The 18,000-nt window shown below is 62.3% G+C and carries 14 protein-coding genes and 1 tRNA gene; 7 read left to right on the top strand and 8 right to left on the bottom strand.

Translation table 11 applies throughout. The features are described from left to right. Positions 1-2 precede the first annotated feature (2 nt). The 4 genes from O1A05_RS00960 to O1A05_RS00945 all read right to left on the bottom strand — a co-directional run bounded on the left by O1A05_RS00960 (position 3) and on the right by O1A05_RS00945 (position 4,869). Entirely contained in the window at positions 3-1,181 is a 1,179-nt protein-coding gene (locus tag O1A05_RS00960) for a Gfo/Idh/MocA family protein (RefSeq protein ID WP_270106241.1), read from the bottom strand. Between the two features lie 20 nt (positions 1,182-1,201). Next, complete coding sequence (locus tag O1A05_RS00955) at positions 1,202-2,263, bottom strand: substrate-binding domain-containing protein (RefSeq protein WP_270106240.1); 1,062 nt, start codon at positions 2,261-2,263, stop codon at positions 1,202-1,204. 66 nt (positions 2,264-2,329) lie between these two features. After that, complete coding sequence (locus O1A05_RS00950; RefSeq protein ID WP_270106239.1) at positions 2,330-3,352, bottom strand: ABC transporter permease; 1,023 nt, start codon at positions 3,350-3,352, stop codon at positions 2,330-2,332. Next, on the bottom strand, positions 3,349-4,869 hold the full coding sequence (locus tag O1A05_RS00945; RefSeq protein WP_270106237.1) for a sugar ABC transporter ATP-binding protein: 1,521 nt from the start codon (positions 4,867-4,869) through the stop codon (positions 3,349-3,351). The genes O1A05_RS00950 and O1A05_RS00945 overlap by 4 nt, the downstream gene beginning before the upstream one ends. 108 nt (positions 4,870-4,977) lie before the next feature. Between O1A05_RS00945 and O1A05_RS00940 the strand changes: the two genes are divergently transcribed. Beyond that, positions 4,978-6,207 carry an ROK family protein gene (locus O1A05_RS00940; protein ID WP_270106236.1) on the top strand — a complete coding sequence of 410 codons (1,230 nt, stop codon included), beginning with the start codon at positions 4,978-4,980 and terminating at the stop codon, positions 6,205-6,207. Between the two features lie 50 nt (positions 6,208-6,257). Here O1A05_RS00940 and O1A05_RS00935 read toward each other — a convergent pair whose 3' ends face one another. Next, positions 6,258-7,523, bottom strand: a complete 1,266-nt coding sequence (locus O1A05_RS00935; protein WP_270106121.1) for a DDE-type integrase/transposase/recombinase — start codon at positions 7,521-7,523, stop codon at positions 6,258-6,260. Positions 7,524-7,700: 177 nt separating this feature from the next. Between O1A05_RS00935 and O1A05_RS00930 the strand changes: the two genes are divergently transcribed. Continuing rightward, positions 7,701-7,785 (top strand) — tRNA-Ser (locus tag O1A05_RS00930). A 59-nt stretch (positions 7,786-7,844) separates the two neighbouring features. On the opposite strand, the gene O1A05_RS00925 is transcribed toward O1A05_RS00930, so the two are convergent. After that, positions 7,845-9,026 (bottom strand): IS481 family transposase, encoded by a 1,182-nt coding sequence (locus tag O1A05_RS00925; RefSeq protein WP_270106111.1) that lies wholly within the window; start codon positions 9,024-9,026, stop codon positions 7,845-7,847. Between the two features lie 428 nt (positions 9,027-9,454). Between O1A05_RS00925 and O1A05_RS00920 the strand changes: the two genes are divergently transcribed. The 5 genes from O1A05_RS00920 to O1A05_RS00900 all read left to right on the top strand — a co-directional run bounded on the left by O1A05_RS00920 (position 9,455) and on the right by O1A05_RS00900 (position 14,681). Continuing rightward, positions 9,455-10,036 (top strand): dihydrofolate reductase family protein, encoded by a 582-nt coding sequence (locus O1A05_RS00920; RefSeq protein WP_270106235.1) that lies wholly within the window; start codon positions 9,455-9,457, stop codon positions 10,034-10,036. A 500-nt stretch (positions 10,037-10,536) separates the two neighbouring features. Then, the gene (locus tag O1A05_RS00915; RefSeq protein WP_270106234.1) at positions 10,537-11,730 is read left to right on the top strand and encodes a quaternary amine ABC transporter ATP-binding protein; all 1,194 of its coding nucleotides are present in this window, start codon (positions 10,537-10,539) and stop codon (positions 11,728-11,730) included. Next, positions 11,727-12,560 carry an ABC transporter permease gene (locus O1A05_RS00910; RefSeq protein WP_270106233.1) on the top strand — a complete coding sequence of 278 codons (834 nt, stop codon included), beginning with the start codon at positions 11,727-11,729 and terminating at the stop codon, positions 12,558-12,560. The genes O1A05_RS00915 and O1A05_RS00910 overlap by 4 nt, the downstream gene beginning before the upstream one ends. Before the next feature lie 60 nt (positions 12,561-12,620). Further along, positions 12,621-13,526 carry a glycine betaine ABC transporter substrate-binding protein gene (locus O1A05_RS00905; RefSeq protein WP_270106232.1) on the top strand — a complete coding sequence of 302 codons (906 nt, stop codon included), beginning with the start codon at positions 12,621-12,623 and terminating at the stop codon, positions 13,524-13,526. Between the two features lie 135 nt (positions 13,527-13,661). After that, entirely contained in the window at positions 13,662-14,681 is a 1,020-nt protein-coding gene (locus O1A05_RS00900) for a LacI family DNA-binding transcriptional regulator (protein ID WP_270106231.1), read from the top strand. A 93-nt stretch (positions 14,682-14,774) separates the two neighbouring features. Here the strand turns inward: O1A05_RS00900 and aceB are convergent, their stop codons facing one another. Continuing rightward, on the bottom strand, positions 14,775-16,457 hold the full coding sequence (aceB, locus tag O1A05_RS00895; RefSeq protein WP_270106230.1) for a malate synthase A: 1,683 nt from the start codon (positions 16,455-16,457) through the stop codon (positions 14,775-14,777). Between the two features lie 42 nt (positions 16,458-16,499). Continuing rightward, a complete protein-coding gene (aceA, locus tag O1A05_RS00890) occupies positions 16,500-17,795 on the bottom strand; it encodes an isocitrate lyase (protein ID WP_270106229.1) in 1,296 nt (431 codons plus the stop codon). Between the last annotated feature and the right edge of the window lie 205 nt (positions 17,796-18,000).

The following is an 18,000-nucleotide window of genomic DNA, read 5'->3' as shown; positions in this document are numbered from 1 at the left end:
GCTCACTGCTCCTGAGAAGAGGTGGTGATCGGAGTGTATCGGCTGGCCTCGGCGGCGGAGTGCTGCACGGCGTCCAGCACTCGCTGAACGTGCAGGCCGTCGTCGAAGGACGGGGTGGGCTGGGTGCCTGAGTGAATGGACTCGACAAAGTCCACCACCTGGTGGGTGAAACCGTGCTCGTAGCCCAGCCCGTGGCCGGGAGGCCACCAGGCGTGCAGGTAGGGGTGGGTGGGCTCGGTGACCTGAACCCGGGTGAATCCGGTGATCTCCTCGGTCTGCGCGTTCGGGTCAAAGACTTGCAACACGTTCATGTCCTCAAAATCGAACGCGATGGCGCCGGTGCTGCCGGTGACCTCGATACGCAGCGCGTTCTTGCGGCCCCAGGCGGCACGCGATGCTTCCAGCACCACCGGGGCACCGCCGGTGAGGGTGCCCATCGCCTGGACGGCGTCGTCGACCGTGACCGCACCGAGCGGGCTGCCCGGTGCCGCGGTTACGGGGCGCTGCGGGACGAAAGTCTGCAGCGCTCCCGACACCCCGGCAAACTGTTCCCCGGTGAGGAAACAGGTCATATCAATCAGGTGCGCTCCGATGTCCCCGAGCGCCCCGGAACCGGCCCGGTTCTTGTCCAGCCGCCAGGTGAGCGGGCTCGTCGAGTCGGAGAGCCAATCCTGGAGGTACTGTGCCCGGACTTGTCGAACCGTGCCGATGCGCCCGGTGCGGATCAGCTTCTGCGCCAGCTGCAGCGCGGGGGTGCGCCGGTAGGTGAACCCCACCATGGCACGCACCCCGCGCGCAGCTGCCTCGCGGGCCGCCACCGCCATCCGCTCGGCCTCGGCCACCGTGTTGGCCATCGGCTTCTCCACCAGCACGTGCTTGCCCGCCCGCAGCGCTGCCTCCGCAATATCGGCGTGGCTGTCACCCGGGGTACAAATATCGACGACGTCGATGTCGTCCCGGGCGATGACCTGGCGCCACTCCGTGGCAGATTCCGCCCAACCCAACTGTCGGGCGGCAGCCGCGCTGCGTTCGGCGTCGCGGCCCACCAGCACCGTCAGCTCCGGGGCTACCGGCAGCTCGAAGAACCGCGGGGCGGTGCGCCAAGCGTGGGAATGGACGCGCCCCATGAAGGCGTGCCCGATCAGGGCCACCCTCAGCGGAGACGGGGAAGTGGTCGACATCGCGTGCGCTCCTTAGCTGATCAGGATTCGAAAGCGTGCGGCAGGTAATCCTCGACGTTGTCCGAGGTCACCACCGGCGCGTAGAGCTGAATCTCGCGGGGCACCTCGACCTGCACCAGGTCGTCCATGCCGCGGCCCTGGGCCAGCAGCCGTGCCAGGCGAATACCGTCAGCAGCCTGGGTCGAGGGGTAGATGACGGTGGCCTCCACCACCGAATCCGGATCCTGGATCTCGCGCATCATGTTGGCCGAGCCGGCGCCACCCACCATGAACAGCTCATCGCGGTTAGCGTTCTCAATGGCGGCGAGCACGCCCACGCCCTGATCGTCGTCGTGGTTCCACAGCGCGTCGATTTCCGGGGCAGCCTGCAGCAGGTTCGCGGTGGCGGACTCGCCGCCCTGCACCGTGAAGTCGCCGTCCACACGGTGGGAGACCTCGAGGTCACATTCGGCCAGGGCATCCGAGAAGCCGCGGCTGCGGTCCTGGGTCAGCGGCAGCGAATCAATGCCGGCCACCTCGGCGACCACCGCATCCGGATCATCGCCGAGGCGCTCGCAGATGTAGTTACCGGCGGAAACACCCATGCCGTAGTTGTCGCCGAGGATGGTGGTGCGGGCGGCGAACTCGGAGGAGAACTCGCGGTCCACGTTGACCACCGGGATCCCTGCTTCCATGGCCTCGATAGCGACCTCGGTCAGGGCAGCGCCGTCGAAGGGCAGCACCACGATGGCGTCCACGCCGTCGTTGATGAACTGCTCGACCTGGCTGATCTGCAGGTTCACGTCATCGGTGCCTTCGGAGACGCGCAGCTCGACATCGTCGAACTGGTCGCCCTGCTCCTGGGCGGCCTGGGTGATCGCACCCATCCAGCCGTGCCCGGCGGCCGGACCGGAGAAACCGATCACGACGTCCTCGCCGGGCTCCGAGTTCGCACCCGCGGGTGCGGCGTCTGCCGCGGTGGTGTCGTCGTCGCCCACGGCTTCCGGGTCATTGGAGAGACAGCCGGTGAGCATGAGCGTGGCCGAGGTGAGGGCGGCTGCGGTGAGCCACCACCGTGGGGTGGGGGATGTTGCGCGGGACATGATGCCTCCTGTGGCAGTGGGTGAGGGTGAAGGTAAATAGGGGATGAGGGTGGTGGGCCGGATGAGTTAGGTGCGTTTGGCTTCGCGGGAAAACCGCTGCTGCAGCAGCACCGCGACGATGATGATGGCGCCCTTGGCGAGCGACTGCATGGACTGGTCAAGGTTGTTCTGAATGAAGACGTTGGAGAGCAAGGCGAAGATGATCACACCCAGTACGGTGCCCACGATGGTGCCGCGGCCACCGATCAACAGAGTTCCACCAATCACGACGGCGGCGATGGCGTCCAGCTCGTAGAGGTAGCCGTGGGTGGACGCGCCGGCGGTGGTGCGGGAGAGCATCATCACCGCGCCGATGCCGGCACACAGACCGGCCAGCGCGAAGACGTACATGGTGTGCCGGGCGACTTTGATGCCGGCCAGGCGCGCTGCCTCGGCGTTGCCGCCCACAGCCACGGTCCGGCGTCCGAAGGTGGTGCGGTTCAGCAGGAACCAGCCGGCGATGGCCACCAGAATGAAGATCCAGACGATCACGGGAAGTCCCAGGATGGAGCGCCGGAACGCGCTGGTGAACCCAGGCACGTCCACGATCTGGGTTTGCCGGCCCGAGATCACTTCGGCGAAGCCGCGGGCCGCCACCAACATGGCCAGGGTGGCGATGAATGGCACTACTTTCCCGTAGGCGATGATGATGCCGTTCACGAGTCCGGCGCCGGTGCCGACGGCCAGCGCGGTGAGCACCAGCAACAGCCAGTGCACGTCATTGGCCAGGGCCTGGGTTCCCAGGGTGGTGGCCCACACCGTGGCCAGTCCCATCACGGAGCCCACCGAGAGGTCAATGCCGCCTGCGGTAATGACGAAGGTGACGCCGATGCTGATCACCCCAATGACGGCAGCCTGGCTGAGAATCGTGGTCAGGTTCGACATGCTCAGGAAGCGGTCGCCGCCGGTCACGGCGCCAATCACGATCAGCGCGATCAGCGCCACCACCAAGCCGAGGCTGTGCCCCAGGCTCAACTGGAACCGGCGCGGCCGTTGGTGCTCGGCGCCCGCCGGGCTCAAATCGCGCTCGACGTCGGGTGCGGTGCTCATGAGCGGGCTCCTTCCATCACCAGGTCCAGCACCCGGTGTTCATCCAATTGATCGGCCGGTGCCTGGTGCACCACGGTTCCATCGGCAATCACGAGCACCTGATCGGCCAGGCCGAGCACTTCCTCGATCTCGCTGGACACCAACACCACCGCTGCGCCCTGGGCGGTCAGTCGGCGTATGAGGGTGTATATCTCGGCGCGGGCCCCGACGTCGACGCCGCGCGTGGGCTCGTCCAGCAACAACACACGGCAACCGTGCACCAGCCAACGCGCCAGCATGGCTTTCTGCTGGTTGCCGCCCGACAGGGTCCGGATAGGCCGGTCCACGTTCGGGGGTGAAAGTCGCAGCGATGCCGCTTGCTCTGCCGCAGCGCGCCGCTCCGCCGCCTCACTCAGCCAGCCGCCGCGGGCAAACCGGGCGAACGTCGACAGGGTGATGTTGCGGTACACGGGCTCCTCGAGTAGGAGCCCCTGGCTCTTGCGCTCTTCGGGCGCCAGGCCGATGCCTTCGCGCACCGCGGCAGTAATAGACCCCGGGCGCAGCGCTTTTCCGCGTACCCGCACCGCGCCCTTGCTCGCCTTGCGCGCGCCAAACACCGTCTCCAGAATCTCCGAGCGTCCGGCACCCACCAGCCCAGCCAGGCCCACGACCTCACCGCGGCGTACCTTGAAGCTCACCGACTCGAAAACACCGTCGACGGCGAGCCCGTCCACCTCGAGAATCGGTTCCTCGCCCAGCGCGCCGGTGGGAGCGCCGCCGAAATCGCTGAGCACCTCGTGCCCGGTCATCAGCTCAATCAGTTCGGGCGTGGGGGTCTCTGCTACGTTCAGCCCGGTGGCCACGGTGCGGCCATCCTTGAGCACCGTGATGCGATCCCCGATCCGGCGGATCTCCTCGAGCCGGTGCGAAATATAGACGACGGCCACGCCCTGCTCCTGCAGTGTGTGCACCACGCGGAACAGGTTCTCAACCTCTTCCGGGTCCAGCACCGCCGAGGGCTCATCCATCACGATCAGCCGGGCGTCGTAGGACAGCGCCCGCGCCATCGAGACCACCTGCTTGCCCGCGGCCGGTAGGCGTCCCACGGTGGTGTGCGGCGAAATCTCCGGGTGTCCCAGCCTCGCCATGAGCTCACGCGCTTGGGCGATCGTGCGCCCGCGGTGCAGTACCCCGGCGGAGGCGAGCTCGTGGCCGAGGAAAATGTTCTCCGCCACGGTGAGCCCGTCCACCACATCGAGTTCCTGGTACATCGTGGCGACGCCGAGACGCAGTGCCGCCGTCGGAGTGGGGATGGAGACTAGTTCGCCCTGCCAGCGAACCTCACCGCCGTCGGGCTGATGCATCCCGGCCAGAGTCTTGATCAGCGTGGACTTGCCAGCGCCATTTTGGCCCAGCAGGCAGTGCACCTCGCCGGGGCGTACCTCGAGATCGACCCCATCGAGCGCCTTGGCGCCGGGGAAGTGCTTGATGATGCCGGTCATGCTCAGCAGAGCACGGGCGTCGCTGTCTGTGACCATGCTCACACTGTAAGGGGACTTATGACGGCGGTCAAGCAAAAGTTGAAAACCCGTCGGCGGACTTATGGATTGGTGACAGTTCGAAGCGGCGATGGTTTACTGGCTTTCATGTCTCAGGTCGCGGAAGTTCAGCAAGCGGGGGAGCTGTCGCAGGCTTCAGATTCCGTCATTCCCACGGTGGTGGCGCCCAGCAGTGCAGGCGCACTGTTCCAATTGCTGCGCGACGGGCGCCCGCGCACCCGTGCCGATCTGGCCGCCGCCACCGGGTTCGCCCGCTCCACCATTGCCGCCCGGGTGGAAGAGCTGCTGGGTATTGGTTTAATCGCACCGACGGGCCCGTCCTCGTCCACCGGAGGGCGCCCACCGGCCACCTTCGCGTTCAATCCCGAAACCCGTTCGGTACTCGCGGTCGACGTCGGTGTCACTCATGCCCGGGTCGCCGTGACCGACCTGAACGGACGGATCCTGGTGCAACATGAGCAGGAACTCGACATTACCTCCGGCCCAGAAAACGTGTTGGATGCCGTCGCAGAGACCGCAGAAGGACTCCTCGCCTCGGTCGGTCGGGAGATCGGAGAGCTGCTGGGCGCCGGTGTGGGCGTACCAGGCCCGGTGGAGTTCGATACCGGTCGACCGACATCGCCGCCGATCATGCCCGGCTGGGACGGTTTCGACATTCCTGGCTATCTGCGACAGCGGTTCCCCGTGCCGATTCTGGTCGATAACGACGTCAACGTCATGGCCTTGGGTGAGCACGCGGCGGTACACCCGGACGTGGCGAACATGATGTTCGTCAAAGTCGCCACCGGTGTCGGGTCCGGACTCATCAGCGGCGGACTGTTACAACGTGGAGCCCAAGGTGCCGCAGGTGACCTCGGGCATATCGCGGTTCCTGACGGCGATGCGAGCCTCTGCCGGTGCGGTAATGTCGGCTGTTTGGAAGCGGCCGCCTCCGGGCCGGCAATCGCCCGGAAACTGCGGGATCAGGGATTCGACCAGTTGGGTCATGCCGAGTTGCTGGACCTGGTCGCCGAAGGCGAGCCGAAGGCCCTGCAGGCGGTGCGGCATGCCGGTCGGCAGATCGGGTCCGTGCTGGCCGGGTGTGTGAATCTGCTCAACCCCTCGGTCATTGTGATCGGCGGAAGTATGGCGCTGGCGGGAGATCAGTTGCTCGCCGGAATTCGGGAGAAGGTCTACTCGCGTTCTCTGCCACTGGCCACCCAGCATCTGCGGATCGTCGGGTCGTCCACGCGTGGGCGTGCTGGTGTCTTGGGCGCTTCCGCGCTGGTGACCCAGCAGATGCTGGCCGCTGAGCGGATCAACGCCCTGGTGAGCTGACGCCGGTGAGATGTGCGTCTCTTCCGGCCCGAGGTTCTCGTTGACTCATGTCAAGATGCCCGCGTGGTTCGAGTCGTTGACTCATCCAAAGATGCCCGCTTGTCGAGCTTGGTCCCGGAGACGTAAACACGGTTGCGTTTAGCTCGTTGTTGTACCGGTGCGCGGCGTTTAGCTAGTTCGAAGAGGTTGGCTTGGATGAGCTCGATGTGATCGCCGAGCTCGATGGGATTGACGGTATCGAGGCGGTGTTGCAGGGCGTCGCGTTCTTTGGTGTCTAAGACCTCGGCGTGATCACGTAAGAGCCTGTCGGCTGGGGTCGTCGCGGTGTCGTAGCGTTTGGTGACTTTCGCACCGTGACGTGTCTTGGAGATGAGTTTCTGGCTGGGCATTAACAGGTTGTTTCGGTCATTTTGAGCGGGCCAGAGCTGGTTGAGGAGATCGAGCTCTCGGGCGGTGTCGTAGCGCCAGTAGCCCACCGCTCGGCGCACGATAGACCAGTTTTTCTGTTCTACGTGGCCTTGGTCGTTGGAATGAGAAGGCCGGCCACGGGTGAAGGTCAGTTGCCGGAGTCTGCAGTATTTGGCCAGGTGATGGTTGATGAACTCGGAACCGTTATCGGAGTGGATGCCCATGATCAGAAAGGGGAATCGGTTGATGAGGTTGTCGAGGCCGGTGGCAACGATGCGTTCGCCTTTGGAGCGCACTGTGCAGGTTTCGGTCCATCCGGTGGCGACGTCGGTGGCGTTGAGGCTGTAGTAGAAACATCCGTTGTTATCACCGCCTTCGTGGCCGACGAGATCGATCTCGATGAATCCGGCGGTGGTGTCGTCCCACTCGGCCCAGGTTTTCATCGGGATCGAGGACTTCAATAAGCTGCCGGGTTTCGTGTGAGCGATACCGCGGGTGGCAATGAGTCCCTGTCGGTAGGGCTTCAGGTGTCGGTCCATGGTGGCCGGGGACATGGACAGGAGTTGCTGTTGTGTCTCGGGGCTCATCTCGAGACGATCTAAGCGTTCCAACGCGGTGAGTAACCGTGGCAGGGCTGCGGTGAGGCGTTTAGCCGTGATTCCATCGAGCAGGGCCCAGCAGCGTACGAGTGCTTCGGTGGTTTCTTGGCTATAGCGACGCACGGGCTCTCGTGTTTTACGGGGGCCTGGGGTTTCGCCGGTGGCGGCGCGGCGTAGCATTTTCCGGGCGTGGTCGCGGTGCCAGCCAGTGACGTGGACGACCGCGTCAAGGATCGCTGCTTTTTCGGTCTTAGTTGCTTTGGGCCAGGCTTTGGCTTGAGCTGCTGTGATTGCCTTGCGCTGGGTCATCGTCAACTCCATGCTTGTAGCTTGCCGCTACGCGGGCATTTTGAGATGAGTCAACGACTCGGCCTACGCGGGCATTTAGCATGAGTCAACGCGAGGTTTTGGTGTCGGTCTTCTTCTCGGCTATGCTGGTATCTGCTCTTGATGCGTTTCCTTGATGAGGCGTTGCAAGGGCGCCAAGGAGGATTCGCCTAGCGGCCTATGGCGCACGCCTGGAACGCGTGTTGGGTTCACGCCCTCAGGGGTTCAAATCCCCTATCCTCCGCCCTGTAATGTCCTGGGACATCGTGCAAACGATGTCCCAGGACATTAGTGTTTTTGGGGTCACTTACTCAGGCGTTTGGTGGGTTTCTGATAGTTCTTTGAGACGTTTATTTCGAAGTATCTGAGGATCTCGCCAGTTTTTCGGTGAATGACGGTGATCTCGCGGTCATCGACCATCATTCGTACCGGGATGCCTGAGTAAGTGGCCCCCATTCCTAAGTGACGGAGCTTTCCGTCGTAGCGGATAGTGAGCTTGCCGAACTTGTCCACGGTGTCGTTTCTGATTCGGTAGTCCTCTTGAGGTTGTCGCACCGGTGTTGCTTTCGGCAGAGCCGAATAGACGCTGGCCGGAGTTTTTCGCTTGATCGCTCGATGCGGTCTGTCATGGTTGTAGATCTGCTGAAACTGAGTGAGTTGTTTGTTGAGTGTTTGTACCGATCTGGCCCTGGGTTGAGCTCGTAGCCACTGCTTGAGGGTCCGGTGGAAGCGTTCGATCTTTCCCTGCGTTTGCGGGTGGTTCGGGGACCCATTGATCTGCTGAACGTCCCACCGATGGAGGAGCTTTTCGAATTGGTTCTTTGCGGGGTCTTCGTTGCCAGCGCGTCCTGCGAACCGAGTTGTGAAGACCAAGCCGTTGTCGGTGAGTGATTTCTGAGGGCGTCCGTGTTCTTCGCAAGCAGCGCTGAATTGCTCGACGACGTTGCGCACTGTCACGCGGCGGTAAGCGCGCAGGCTGATGAGGAATCGTGAGTGATCGTCGATGAAGTCCAGTACCTCGGTGTCTGTTCCATCGGCGAGTGTCCAATGGGTGAAATCGGCTTGCCACATCTCGTTGGGTAGAACGGCGACAAACCGATTCAATGAGGAATTAGGACGTTTCTGCGGTTGATCGATCACAGCGTTGGCTTGGCGCAGAATTCGATGCACGGTCGATCGTGACGGCACCAGAATGCCTTCGTTTTCTAAGTAGGCGCGAATGGAATCTGCGCCAGCGTCTAAGCCAGTGCTGACGAGATCGCTCCGTAGCTGCAGGATACGGTCCCGGGTCTCGGGAGGGGTTTGGTTTGGTGATGTCAGCGGTCGCTTTGACCGAGATGCGAAAGCGTTGTCTCCTTCTTGGAGGTAGCGGCGGACCAGAGTTTGTACCCATCGTTCAGTCACATTGAAGTGCGCTGCGGTTGCCTTGGTGGACATGGACCCTTGCGTGACGGCCAGGATGATGGCCTTATTTTTTACTTTCACGCGTTTCAGCCTGAACGATGTCTCAAGACATCTGATGAGGGCCTGGGTGTCGAACGATGTCTGAGGACATTAGGTGAAGGATCTCTGCCTAGTTACGGGTGCCTGGCCCGGTGGTCTTGGAAAGCGAAGGATGTCTCAGGACATGGGTGAACGATGTGTTGAGATCACACACCCTATCCTCCGCCCTTGTGAGGCCCGGAATTCCGCCGATGTGCGGATCCGGGCCTCACGCTTTTCCGCTTGCGAGCGTTGACGTGCCAAGCGACAAAAAGATCCCCTGCGCTCTGCCCTTCATCGGCGACCCATCTTCACGCTGATTCAGTCATCACCGGTGCGAAAATTTGTCACGCAGTGGACGGGCGCCTTGAAACGTGCAGGAATGTTGCGGAGCTCTTCCCTTCTGAAACGGAATCAACTGTACTGGTGTGATGGGCGACACTCGACCGCCCTTGTCGAAAGGCGTAGCCATGAGCCGCACTGTGACCGCCCATCTCTTTCATGCACTCAATGGAGTAGTCGAGAGTCCCCATCTCTGGCAGTTCGATTCCTTCGGTGACGACGAAGGGACGATGATGTCGGAGATGATCTCTCCGGTCACCGATGTGGTGATCGGCCGCCAGCTTTGGCAGGAGTGGGCGAAATACTGGCCCACGGCTGAGGATCCGTTTGGTGCGTGGATCAATCCGGTGCGTAAGCATGTCGTCTCGTCGACGCTTTCCCAAGATCTCCCCTGGAATAGCGTGCTCGTCGACGGTGACCCGGAAGACTATCTGCGCACACTGCGGGCACGGGGAGAAGGTGGGATCTCTGTGATCGGAGGGATCACTACTGTGCGCTCGATGTTTCTTGCCGGCCTGATCGACGAACTGACTCTGACCACGCACCCAGTGGTAGTCCCTGAAGGTCGTCGACTCTTCGATGAATCGGTGCCGCTAACTCGATTGCGTCTGATGAGGGCAACGGCGACAGCGGCTGGCAATGCGGTGCTCACTTACGCCCTGCAGGACTGAGGGCGGAGCAGTCAGGTAGAAAATGATTATCTGGCGGCAGAAATGCAGAGAACAATTCCAGGCAGCATGTTGGCCTCCGCTTGCGATTTCGCTGTGAGTGAACGCTTGCGCGCCATGCGTCGCGAGTCAAGAATCGGGGACTCTGAGCAAATATTCAGGTTTCTAGAAGCTCGTTCGCAGACACGAGCACGTTGCTTGATCCGCGAGAAATTGCGGGATGTGAGCACGGTGTGGTTGAGGGGCGGTGAGGGGTGATACTTAAATTATGCCTTCCTTCTAGAAATCATCGTGAAAAGTTGTTTATTCGGCTTATGTAACAGTGAGGTAAAGATATTCTCACATCAGATCTGAAAAACATGAAATGTCTTGCTAGTGTTGAAAGGTACTTCTCGTTTGGTCTCATCGCACGTGAAGCGACTCGTGGCGGTCGCATCGCCGCACAGAACGAGGTTGGTGCGTCAACGTCTAGTACCGAGTAGAGCCGAAGAGAGGAGCAGAGGATGACTCAACCACAGGCCGAGGGAGCCGCGTCGAGCACCGCTGAACCGGTGGTCCGGGTGCGCAACGTCTTCAAAATTTTCGGCAAGCGTCCCAAAGAAATCTTGCGTAGGATCAAAGCCGGAGAACCACGAGAGAACCTTAAGGATCTAGGGACCGCAGCCGTCATCGATGCGTCGTTCGATGTCATGCCGGGAGAGATCTTCGTCGTCATGGGGTTGTCCGGTTCGGGTAAGTCCACCCTGATTCGAACCTTGAACGCCTTACAGCCCGCCACCGACGGAACCGTCGAAGTCATGGGCAAGGATCTAGGCAAGCTCTCCAAAAAGCAGTTGCGCGAGCTGCGTTCCGCGCACATGTCGATGGTGTTCCAGCACTTCGCACTGCTACCGCACCGCACCGTCCTCGATAACGCAGCTTATGGTCTGGAGATCAAAGGCCAGGGCAAAGCCGAACGGGAAAAAACCGCACGTGACGTCTTGGCTCGTGTTGGTCTCGAAGGCTGGGATAACAACTACCCCGGTGAACTCTCCGGCGGCATGCAACAGCGCGTGGGCCTAGCCCGCGCGCTGGCGTCCGGCAATGACATCCTGTTGATGGACGAGGCCTTCTCTGCTCTAGACCCGCTGATTCGGCGCGAGATGCAGCATGAGCTGGTCACCCTGCAGAAGGAACTGGGACGCACCATCATCTTTATCACCCACGATCTGAATGAGGCGATGTTCCTCGGAGACCGCATCGCGGTGATGAAGGACGGCCGCATCGCTCAGATCGGCACTCCCGAAGATATTCTGGCCCACCCTGCTGACGACTATGTCGCCTCATTCACCGCCGATGTCGATCGTGGGCGCGTGCTCACGGCCGAATCCGTGATGATTCCGGCTCAGGAGCTCTCCGAATCAGAACAGCGTGAGTACTCCTCTGCGCGTATCGCCTCGGTTCTGCCCGGCGCCACCCTGCAGGAGATCGTCCCCATTGCCGTTGAAGCAGACGGTCCGGTTGCGGTCGAGGGTGAGCAAGGCGGCAAGAAAGTACGTATTGGCTATGTCAAGGTGTCACAGCTGCTCGAGGCGATGGCCCCGCATGAGTCAATCACCGCAGCTGAGCACGAGCCAACCCTGCAAACCCGTCCTGAACCTCAGGAGTCTGCACCCGTGTCAGATGTAACCATTGCTGAGGAAGGGGGCCAGCGATGAACGACTTCCGCATTCCTTTCGGTGATTGGGTGGAAGTAGGCCTGTCATGGATGCTGGATGTGTTCTCCGGGGTTTTCTCGGTGATCCGTTCCGGCATGCTCAGCGCCAACGACTCTTTGGTGTGGTTGCTGACCACACCGCCGTGGTGGGTCATTGTGATCGTGCTGGCCGGTTTGGGCTGGTGGATCAAATCCTGGAAGCTCGCGCTCGGTACCGTCATCGGTCTGGTGATCATCCATGGCGTGGACCAATGGGACAACGCCATGCAGACCCTTGGACTCGTCGTAGTGGCGACGCTCATCGCCGCGCTGCTCGCTATCCCGCTCGGTATCCTCGCTGCTAGTTCTCATACTGCTTCCAACATCCTGCGTCCGGTTCTGGACTTCATGCAGACTATGCCACCGATGGTGTACCTCATCCCGGCGCTGGTGATTTTCCGCGTGGGCGTGGTCCCCGGCATGGTGGCCACCATCATCTTCGCCATGGTTCCGGGCGTTCGCTTCACCGAGTTGGGTATCCGCGGCGTGGACCGTGAAGTAGTGGAGGCGGGCGAGGCCTTCGGCGCCAGCCGTGGACGTATTCTGCGCCAGATCCAACTGCCACTGGCTATGCCAACGATCATGGCCGGTATCAACCAGGTCATCATGCTTTCGCTGTCCATGGTGGTCATCGCCGGCATGGTCGGTGCGGGCGCCCTCGGCGGCCAGGTGGTGGCTTCACTGAACCGTATCGACGCTGGCCTCGGATTCGAAGCAGGCATTTCTGTGGTGATTCTGGCCATGTACCTCGACCGGATCACCTCCCCGAAGAAAAAGGCGAACCAACGCTAACCTGTGCCCCGCACCGGCTAGACAACCGAATATTCACTCAACCAAGGGAAGGAAGACATCATGACCAAAAAGTCGACCATCTGGAAATCCATCGCCGCGCTCTCCGTGGCAGGGCTGACCCTGACGGCATGTGGTGACGACGCCGGCAACGGCGACAACGGTGAGGCCTCAGGCGAAGGTGGAGAAATCACCATCGCCGTCTTCAACGGCTGGGAAGAAGGCATCGCCGCATCGGAGCTGTGGAAGTACGTGCTCGAGGAAAACGGGTACACCGTCAACCTTGAGTACGCCGACCCGGCTCCGGTCTTCTCCGGCCTGTCGACCGGCGACTACGACGCCACGCTCGACGTGTGGCTACCCACCACCCACGCGGACTACGTTGACGAGTTCGGCGCAGACCTGGAGGAGCTGGGCACCTGGAACGAGGAAGCCACTCTGCACCTGGCGGTGAACGAAGATGCTCCTATCGATTCCTTGGACGAGCTGGCAGACCACGCTGACGAGTTCGGCAACCAGATTGTGGGTATTGATCCGGGTGCGGGTCTGGTTCAGATCACCGAGTCCGAGGTCATCCCGACCTACGGCTTGGAGGGCATGGACTTCACCACCTCGTCGACGCCAGCGATGCTGCAGGAGCTCTCCACGGCAACGGAGAACGGTGAAAACATCGTCGTCACCCTGTGGCGTCCGCACTGGGCTTACGAGGGCTTCCCGATCAAGGACCTCGAGGACCCGGAGGGTGCCTTCGGTGACGGGGAAACCATCAGCACCTACGGCCGCGAGGGCTTTACCGAGGAGTTCCCTGAGGTGGCCGAATGGTTCCAGAACTTCGAAATGGATGCCGACACCTTGCACACCCTCGAGAACGTGATGTTCAACGAGAATCAGGACGTCTCGGACTACTCTCCGATTATTGAGGAGTGGGTCGCCGAGAACCAGGAGTTCGTGGACGGCATGACCAGCTGACACCTCGAATGCCGGACCTGATTCGGTGATCTGCTGCCCGGGTGCGACACCAGAAATTCTGGGGTTGCACCCGGGCAGCTCTGTTTCTGACGCCGACTATGATGGAACCACCCGATTTACTGGCTCAGGAGCCTCATGACTTCGTCTTCGCGCACGCCCACCATCAAGGACGTCGCGGCCCGTGCCGCCGTGTCCGCCTCCACGGTCTCGCGGGCCTTCTCTCGCCCTGACATGGTGGCGGAAGCCGCGTATCAGCGCGTGATGAAGGCGGCAGAAGAACTCGGATATCAACCCAACCCGCTGGCCCGTTCGCTGGCGCTGCGCCGCACCGGCAACGTCGGACTAATCCTGCCGGATATCGCCAACCCCTACTTCACCCCGCTGGTAAAGCAAGTGCAACGCCGCACCCGTGCCCTAGGGCGCTCGCTGCTGGTGGCCGACACCGACCAGTCGGATGTGGTGGAGAACGAACTAGCTGAAGCCCTGATCCCGCAGGTGGACGGGCTGATTATGGCATCGCCTCGATCACATCCCGAAGCGTTGCGTGGTTTCGCGGCTCGCGTGCCGACGGTCGTCGTCGGTTTTCCCGTGGAGGGGGTGCGCTCGGTGATCCTGCGCACCCGCCCGCAGATGACCGAAACCTTGACCCGGCTGAAGCATCTGAACCACTATCAGGTGGCCTGGCTCCGTGGACCACGAGAAGCAGCCGTGGCCGATGAACGTGACCGTTTCATGCGTTCGGCCGCCGAGGAACTGGGCATCAGCCTGCTCGAATGGGGGCCCATGCCTATCGCCCAGGAGTCCGGTGCTGCTGTGGTGGATGAGTTGCTGGAATCCGGGGCAACTGCGGCGGTGGCTTTCAACGACCAGATCGCCTTCGGCCTCGTTACGGAGCTACGCCATCGGGGGCTGGGAGTACCCGGCGATGTGTCGGTGATCGGTATCGACGACTCGATTCTGTCCCGGCTATGCGTTCCGGCACTGACCACCATCCGGGTTCCGATCGCCAGCGGCGGCCTGGAAGCGCTGGAGGCACTGGACGCGGTGATGAACCTTCCGGAACGTCGTATCGCCTCCCTGCGCCCGGTGCATACGGTGATCTCCTCGGAGATCGTGGACCGGGCCACCGTGGCGGTGCGGAAGGTTCAGCGCTAGTAATTCTTGACCTGCATCAGACGCAACAACGCCCGCAGCAGTGGAGAATCTGCTGCGGGCGTTGTCATCGCGGTGCGGCGATGAAGCGGGTGATTAGCTGACCGCGGCCACCATCTCAGCCCGTGCTCCGGCGGCGTCAGCGGCAGCCGACAGGTACCGGCGGTAGGCCGGAACGGTGAGGAACTCGGGGAACTCCTCGGCCAGGGCGGCCTCGACGAACAGTTCCTTGGCCTCATCGAGCATGTCCGACTCAGTGCGAGGCAGCTCGGCGAAGGCCTCCTCGGTGAGCTGGCTGACCCACTCCCGGGTCACTGTCCGCTCGGATCCTTCCGAGGTGGTGGCGGTGGCACCAGCATGGATCCACTGCCACAGCTGCGACCGTGAAATCTCGGCGGTCGCGGCGTCCTCCATCAGATTATGGATGGCGGCTGCGCCGTTACCCTGCAACCAGGAATCCAAGTAGCGGATGCCGACGTCGATGTTCATCCGGATGCCCGCTTCGGTGATCTCGCCTTCGGTGGCGCCCACATTGAGCAGCGCTGCCGCATCCGGGATCACGTCCTCGCGACGGCGGGTGCGGATCTGGTTGTTGTTCTCACCCAGCACCTTGTCAAACACCTCCATGGCCACGGGCACCAGGTCGGGGTGAGCCACCCACGAACCGTCGAAGCCATCCTGGGCCTCGCGGGTCTTGTCGGCGCGCACCTTCTCCAGTGCTGCGGCGTTGGCTTCCGGATCCCGACGGTTCGGAATCTGAGCGGCCATGCCGCCGATGGCCGAGGCGCCGCGGCGGTGGCACGCGCGCACCAGCTGCTCGGTGTAGGCCCGCATCATCGGCTGGGTCATGGTGACCTGGGCGCGATCAGGGAGCACATAGTCGGCTCCACGCTCACGGAACACCTTGATCAGCGAGAAGATGTAATCCCAGCGGCCGGCATTCAGCCCGGCTGCGTGGTTACGCAGCTGGTAGAGGATCTCCTCCATCTGGAAGGCCGCGGTGATCGTCTCGATCAGCACGGTGGCCCGGATGGTGCCCTGCGGAATGTCGAGGTAATCCTGTGCGGCCACGAACACGCAGTTCCACCAGCGAGCCTCGAGGTTGTGCTCGAGCTTCGGAAGGTAGAAGTACGGGCCGCGTCCGCGACGGATCAGCTCTTCGGCGTTGTGGAACAGGTAGAGCCCGAAATCCATGAGTGATCCCGACATCGGCTCGCCGTCGACCAGGATGTGGTCTTCCTCGAGGTGCAGACCCCGGGGGCGAACGATGATGGTGGGCATATCCTCGAGCCGCTCGGCCTGCAGACGGTAGTCCTTGCCGGCGTCCGAGGTGAAGTCGATCTGCTGACGGATCGCGTCACGCAGGTTGACCTGCCCGGATACGGAATTCTCCCACGACGGCGTCGAGGAATCCTCGAAGTCCGCCAGCCAGCACCGTGCTCCGGAGTTCAGCGCGTTGATCGTCATCTTGCGATCCACCGGGCCGGTGATCTCGACTCGGCGATCCTTCAACCCCGGTGCCAGTGAGGCGACTCGCCAGGAGTCATCCTCACGGATCTTGCGGGTCTCCGGAAGGAAGTCCGGAGTCAGCCCGGCGCTGATGGCCTGGCGCATCTGCTCACGAGCAGCGAGCAGCTCCAGACGACGTGCGTTGAACTTGCGGTGCAGGAAGGCCAGGAACTCCAGGGCCTCCGCGGTGAGGACCTCGTCGCGACCGGGCACATAGTGGCCCTGCATGGTCACGTTGTTGATGGTCACTGACGTGTCGATGGGGTACATGGTTCTCTCCGATCAGGAATTCATGACGTCGGTGTCATGTGCTTAGTGGAACTGACCGGACTCGGTCGATCCCACCAGAGCAAGGGTGGAAGCATTCGGGTTCAGGGTGGTGGAGATGGCATCGAAGTAACCGGTGCCGACCTCGCGCTGGTGCTTGGTAGCGGTGTAGCCGTTGACCTCATCAGCGAACTCGCGCTCCTGCAGCTCGACGTAAGCAGCCATCTGGCGCTCCTTGTAGCCGCGAGCCAGATCGAACATGGAGTGGTTCAGGGCGTGGAAGCCGGCGAGGGTGATGAACTGGAAGGTGTAGCCCATGGCACCCAGTTCGCGCTGGAACTTGGCGATGGTCTCGTCGTCCAGGTTCTTCTTCCAGTTGAACGACGGCGAGCAGTTGTAGGCCAGCATCTGGTCCGGGTGCTCTGCCTTGACGGCCTCGGCGAACTGGCGGGCCAGCTCCAGGTCCGGGGTGCCGGTCTCCATCCAGATCAGATCCGAGTACGGAGCGTAGGCCTTGGCGCGGGCGATGCAGGGCTCGATGCCGTTGCGGACCTTGTAGAAGCCTTCCGCGGTGCGCTCGCCGGTGATGAACTCGGCGTCGCGCTCATCCACATCCGAGGTGATCAGGGTGGCTGCCTCAGCGTCGGTGCGGGCGATGATCACGGAAGGAACATCGGCGACGTCGGCTGCCAGTCGAGCAGCGTTCAGGGTGCGCACGTGCTGACCGGTGGGGATCAGCACCTTGCCGCCCAGGTGGCCGCACTTCTTCTCGGAAGCAAGCTGGTCCTCCCAGTGCACGCCGGAGGCGCCGGAAGCGATCATTGACTTCATCAGTTCGTAAGCGTTCAGGGGGCCACCGAAGCCGGCCTCGGCGTCGGCCACGATCGGGACCAGCCAATCCTCCACGGTCTGGATGCCCTCGGAGAACTCGATCTGGTCGGCGCGCATCAGTGCGTTGTTAATGCGGCGAACGACCTGCGGCACCGAGTTGGCCGGGTAGAGCGACTGGTCGGGGTAGGTGTGACCGGAGAGGTTCGCATCGGCGGCGACCTGCCAGCCGGAGAGGTAGATGGCGCGCAGGCCGGCCTTGACCTGCTGCACGGCCTGGTTGCCGGTCAGAGCGCCGAGAGCGTTGGTGTAGTCACCACGGGAGTTCTCGTCGGTGAGCTGCTCCCAGAGCTTCTCGGAACCGCGCCGGGCCAGGGTGTGCTCTTCCTGAACACGACCACGCAGACGGACGACTTCCTCGGCGGTGTAGTCGCGCTGGGTGTTCTCCCAACGGGAGTTGTTGTCCCAGTCGTGCTGGATCTGTTCGGCCGAAACGGGAGTGTGCTGTTCCATGATCTGCTCCTTCGATTTCTTCCCCGATGGGGCTTGTGCGGTTGCTATGCACACCACTCTGGTGCCTCCACAACCCCGAAGGCAGGGGAATCCGAAGAAAAGATTTGCACCGTCTGACGCAATCGAAAGGAACGCCGACTTTGCGGCGAGAATGTGGGTGGCATCACGAAAAGCAGCATCAGGGGTAAAAAATCTGCAGTTTTTG

The organism is Citricoccus sp. NR2 (assembly GCF_027594385.1).
GTDB lineage: Bacteria > Actinomycetota > Actinomycetes > Actinomycetales > Micrococcaceae > CmP2.
This window is presented reverse-complemented; position numbering and strand designations above follow the sequence as displayed.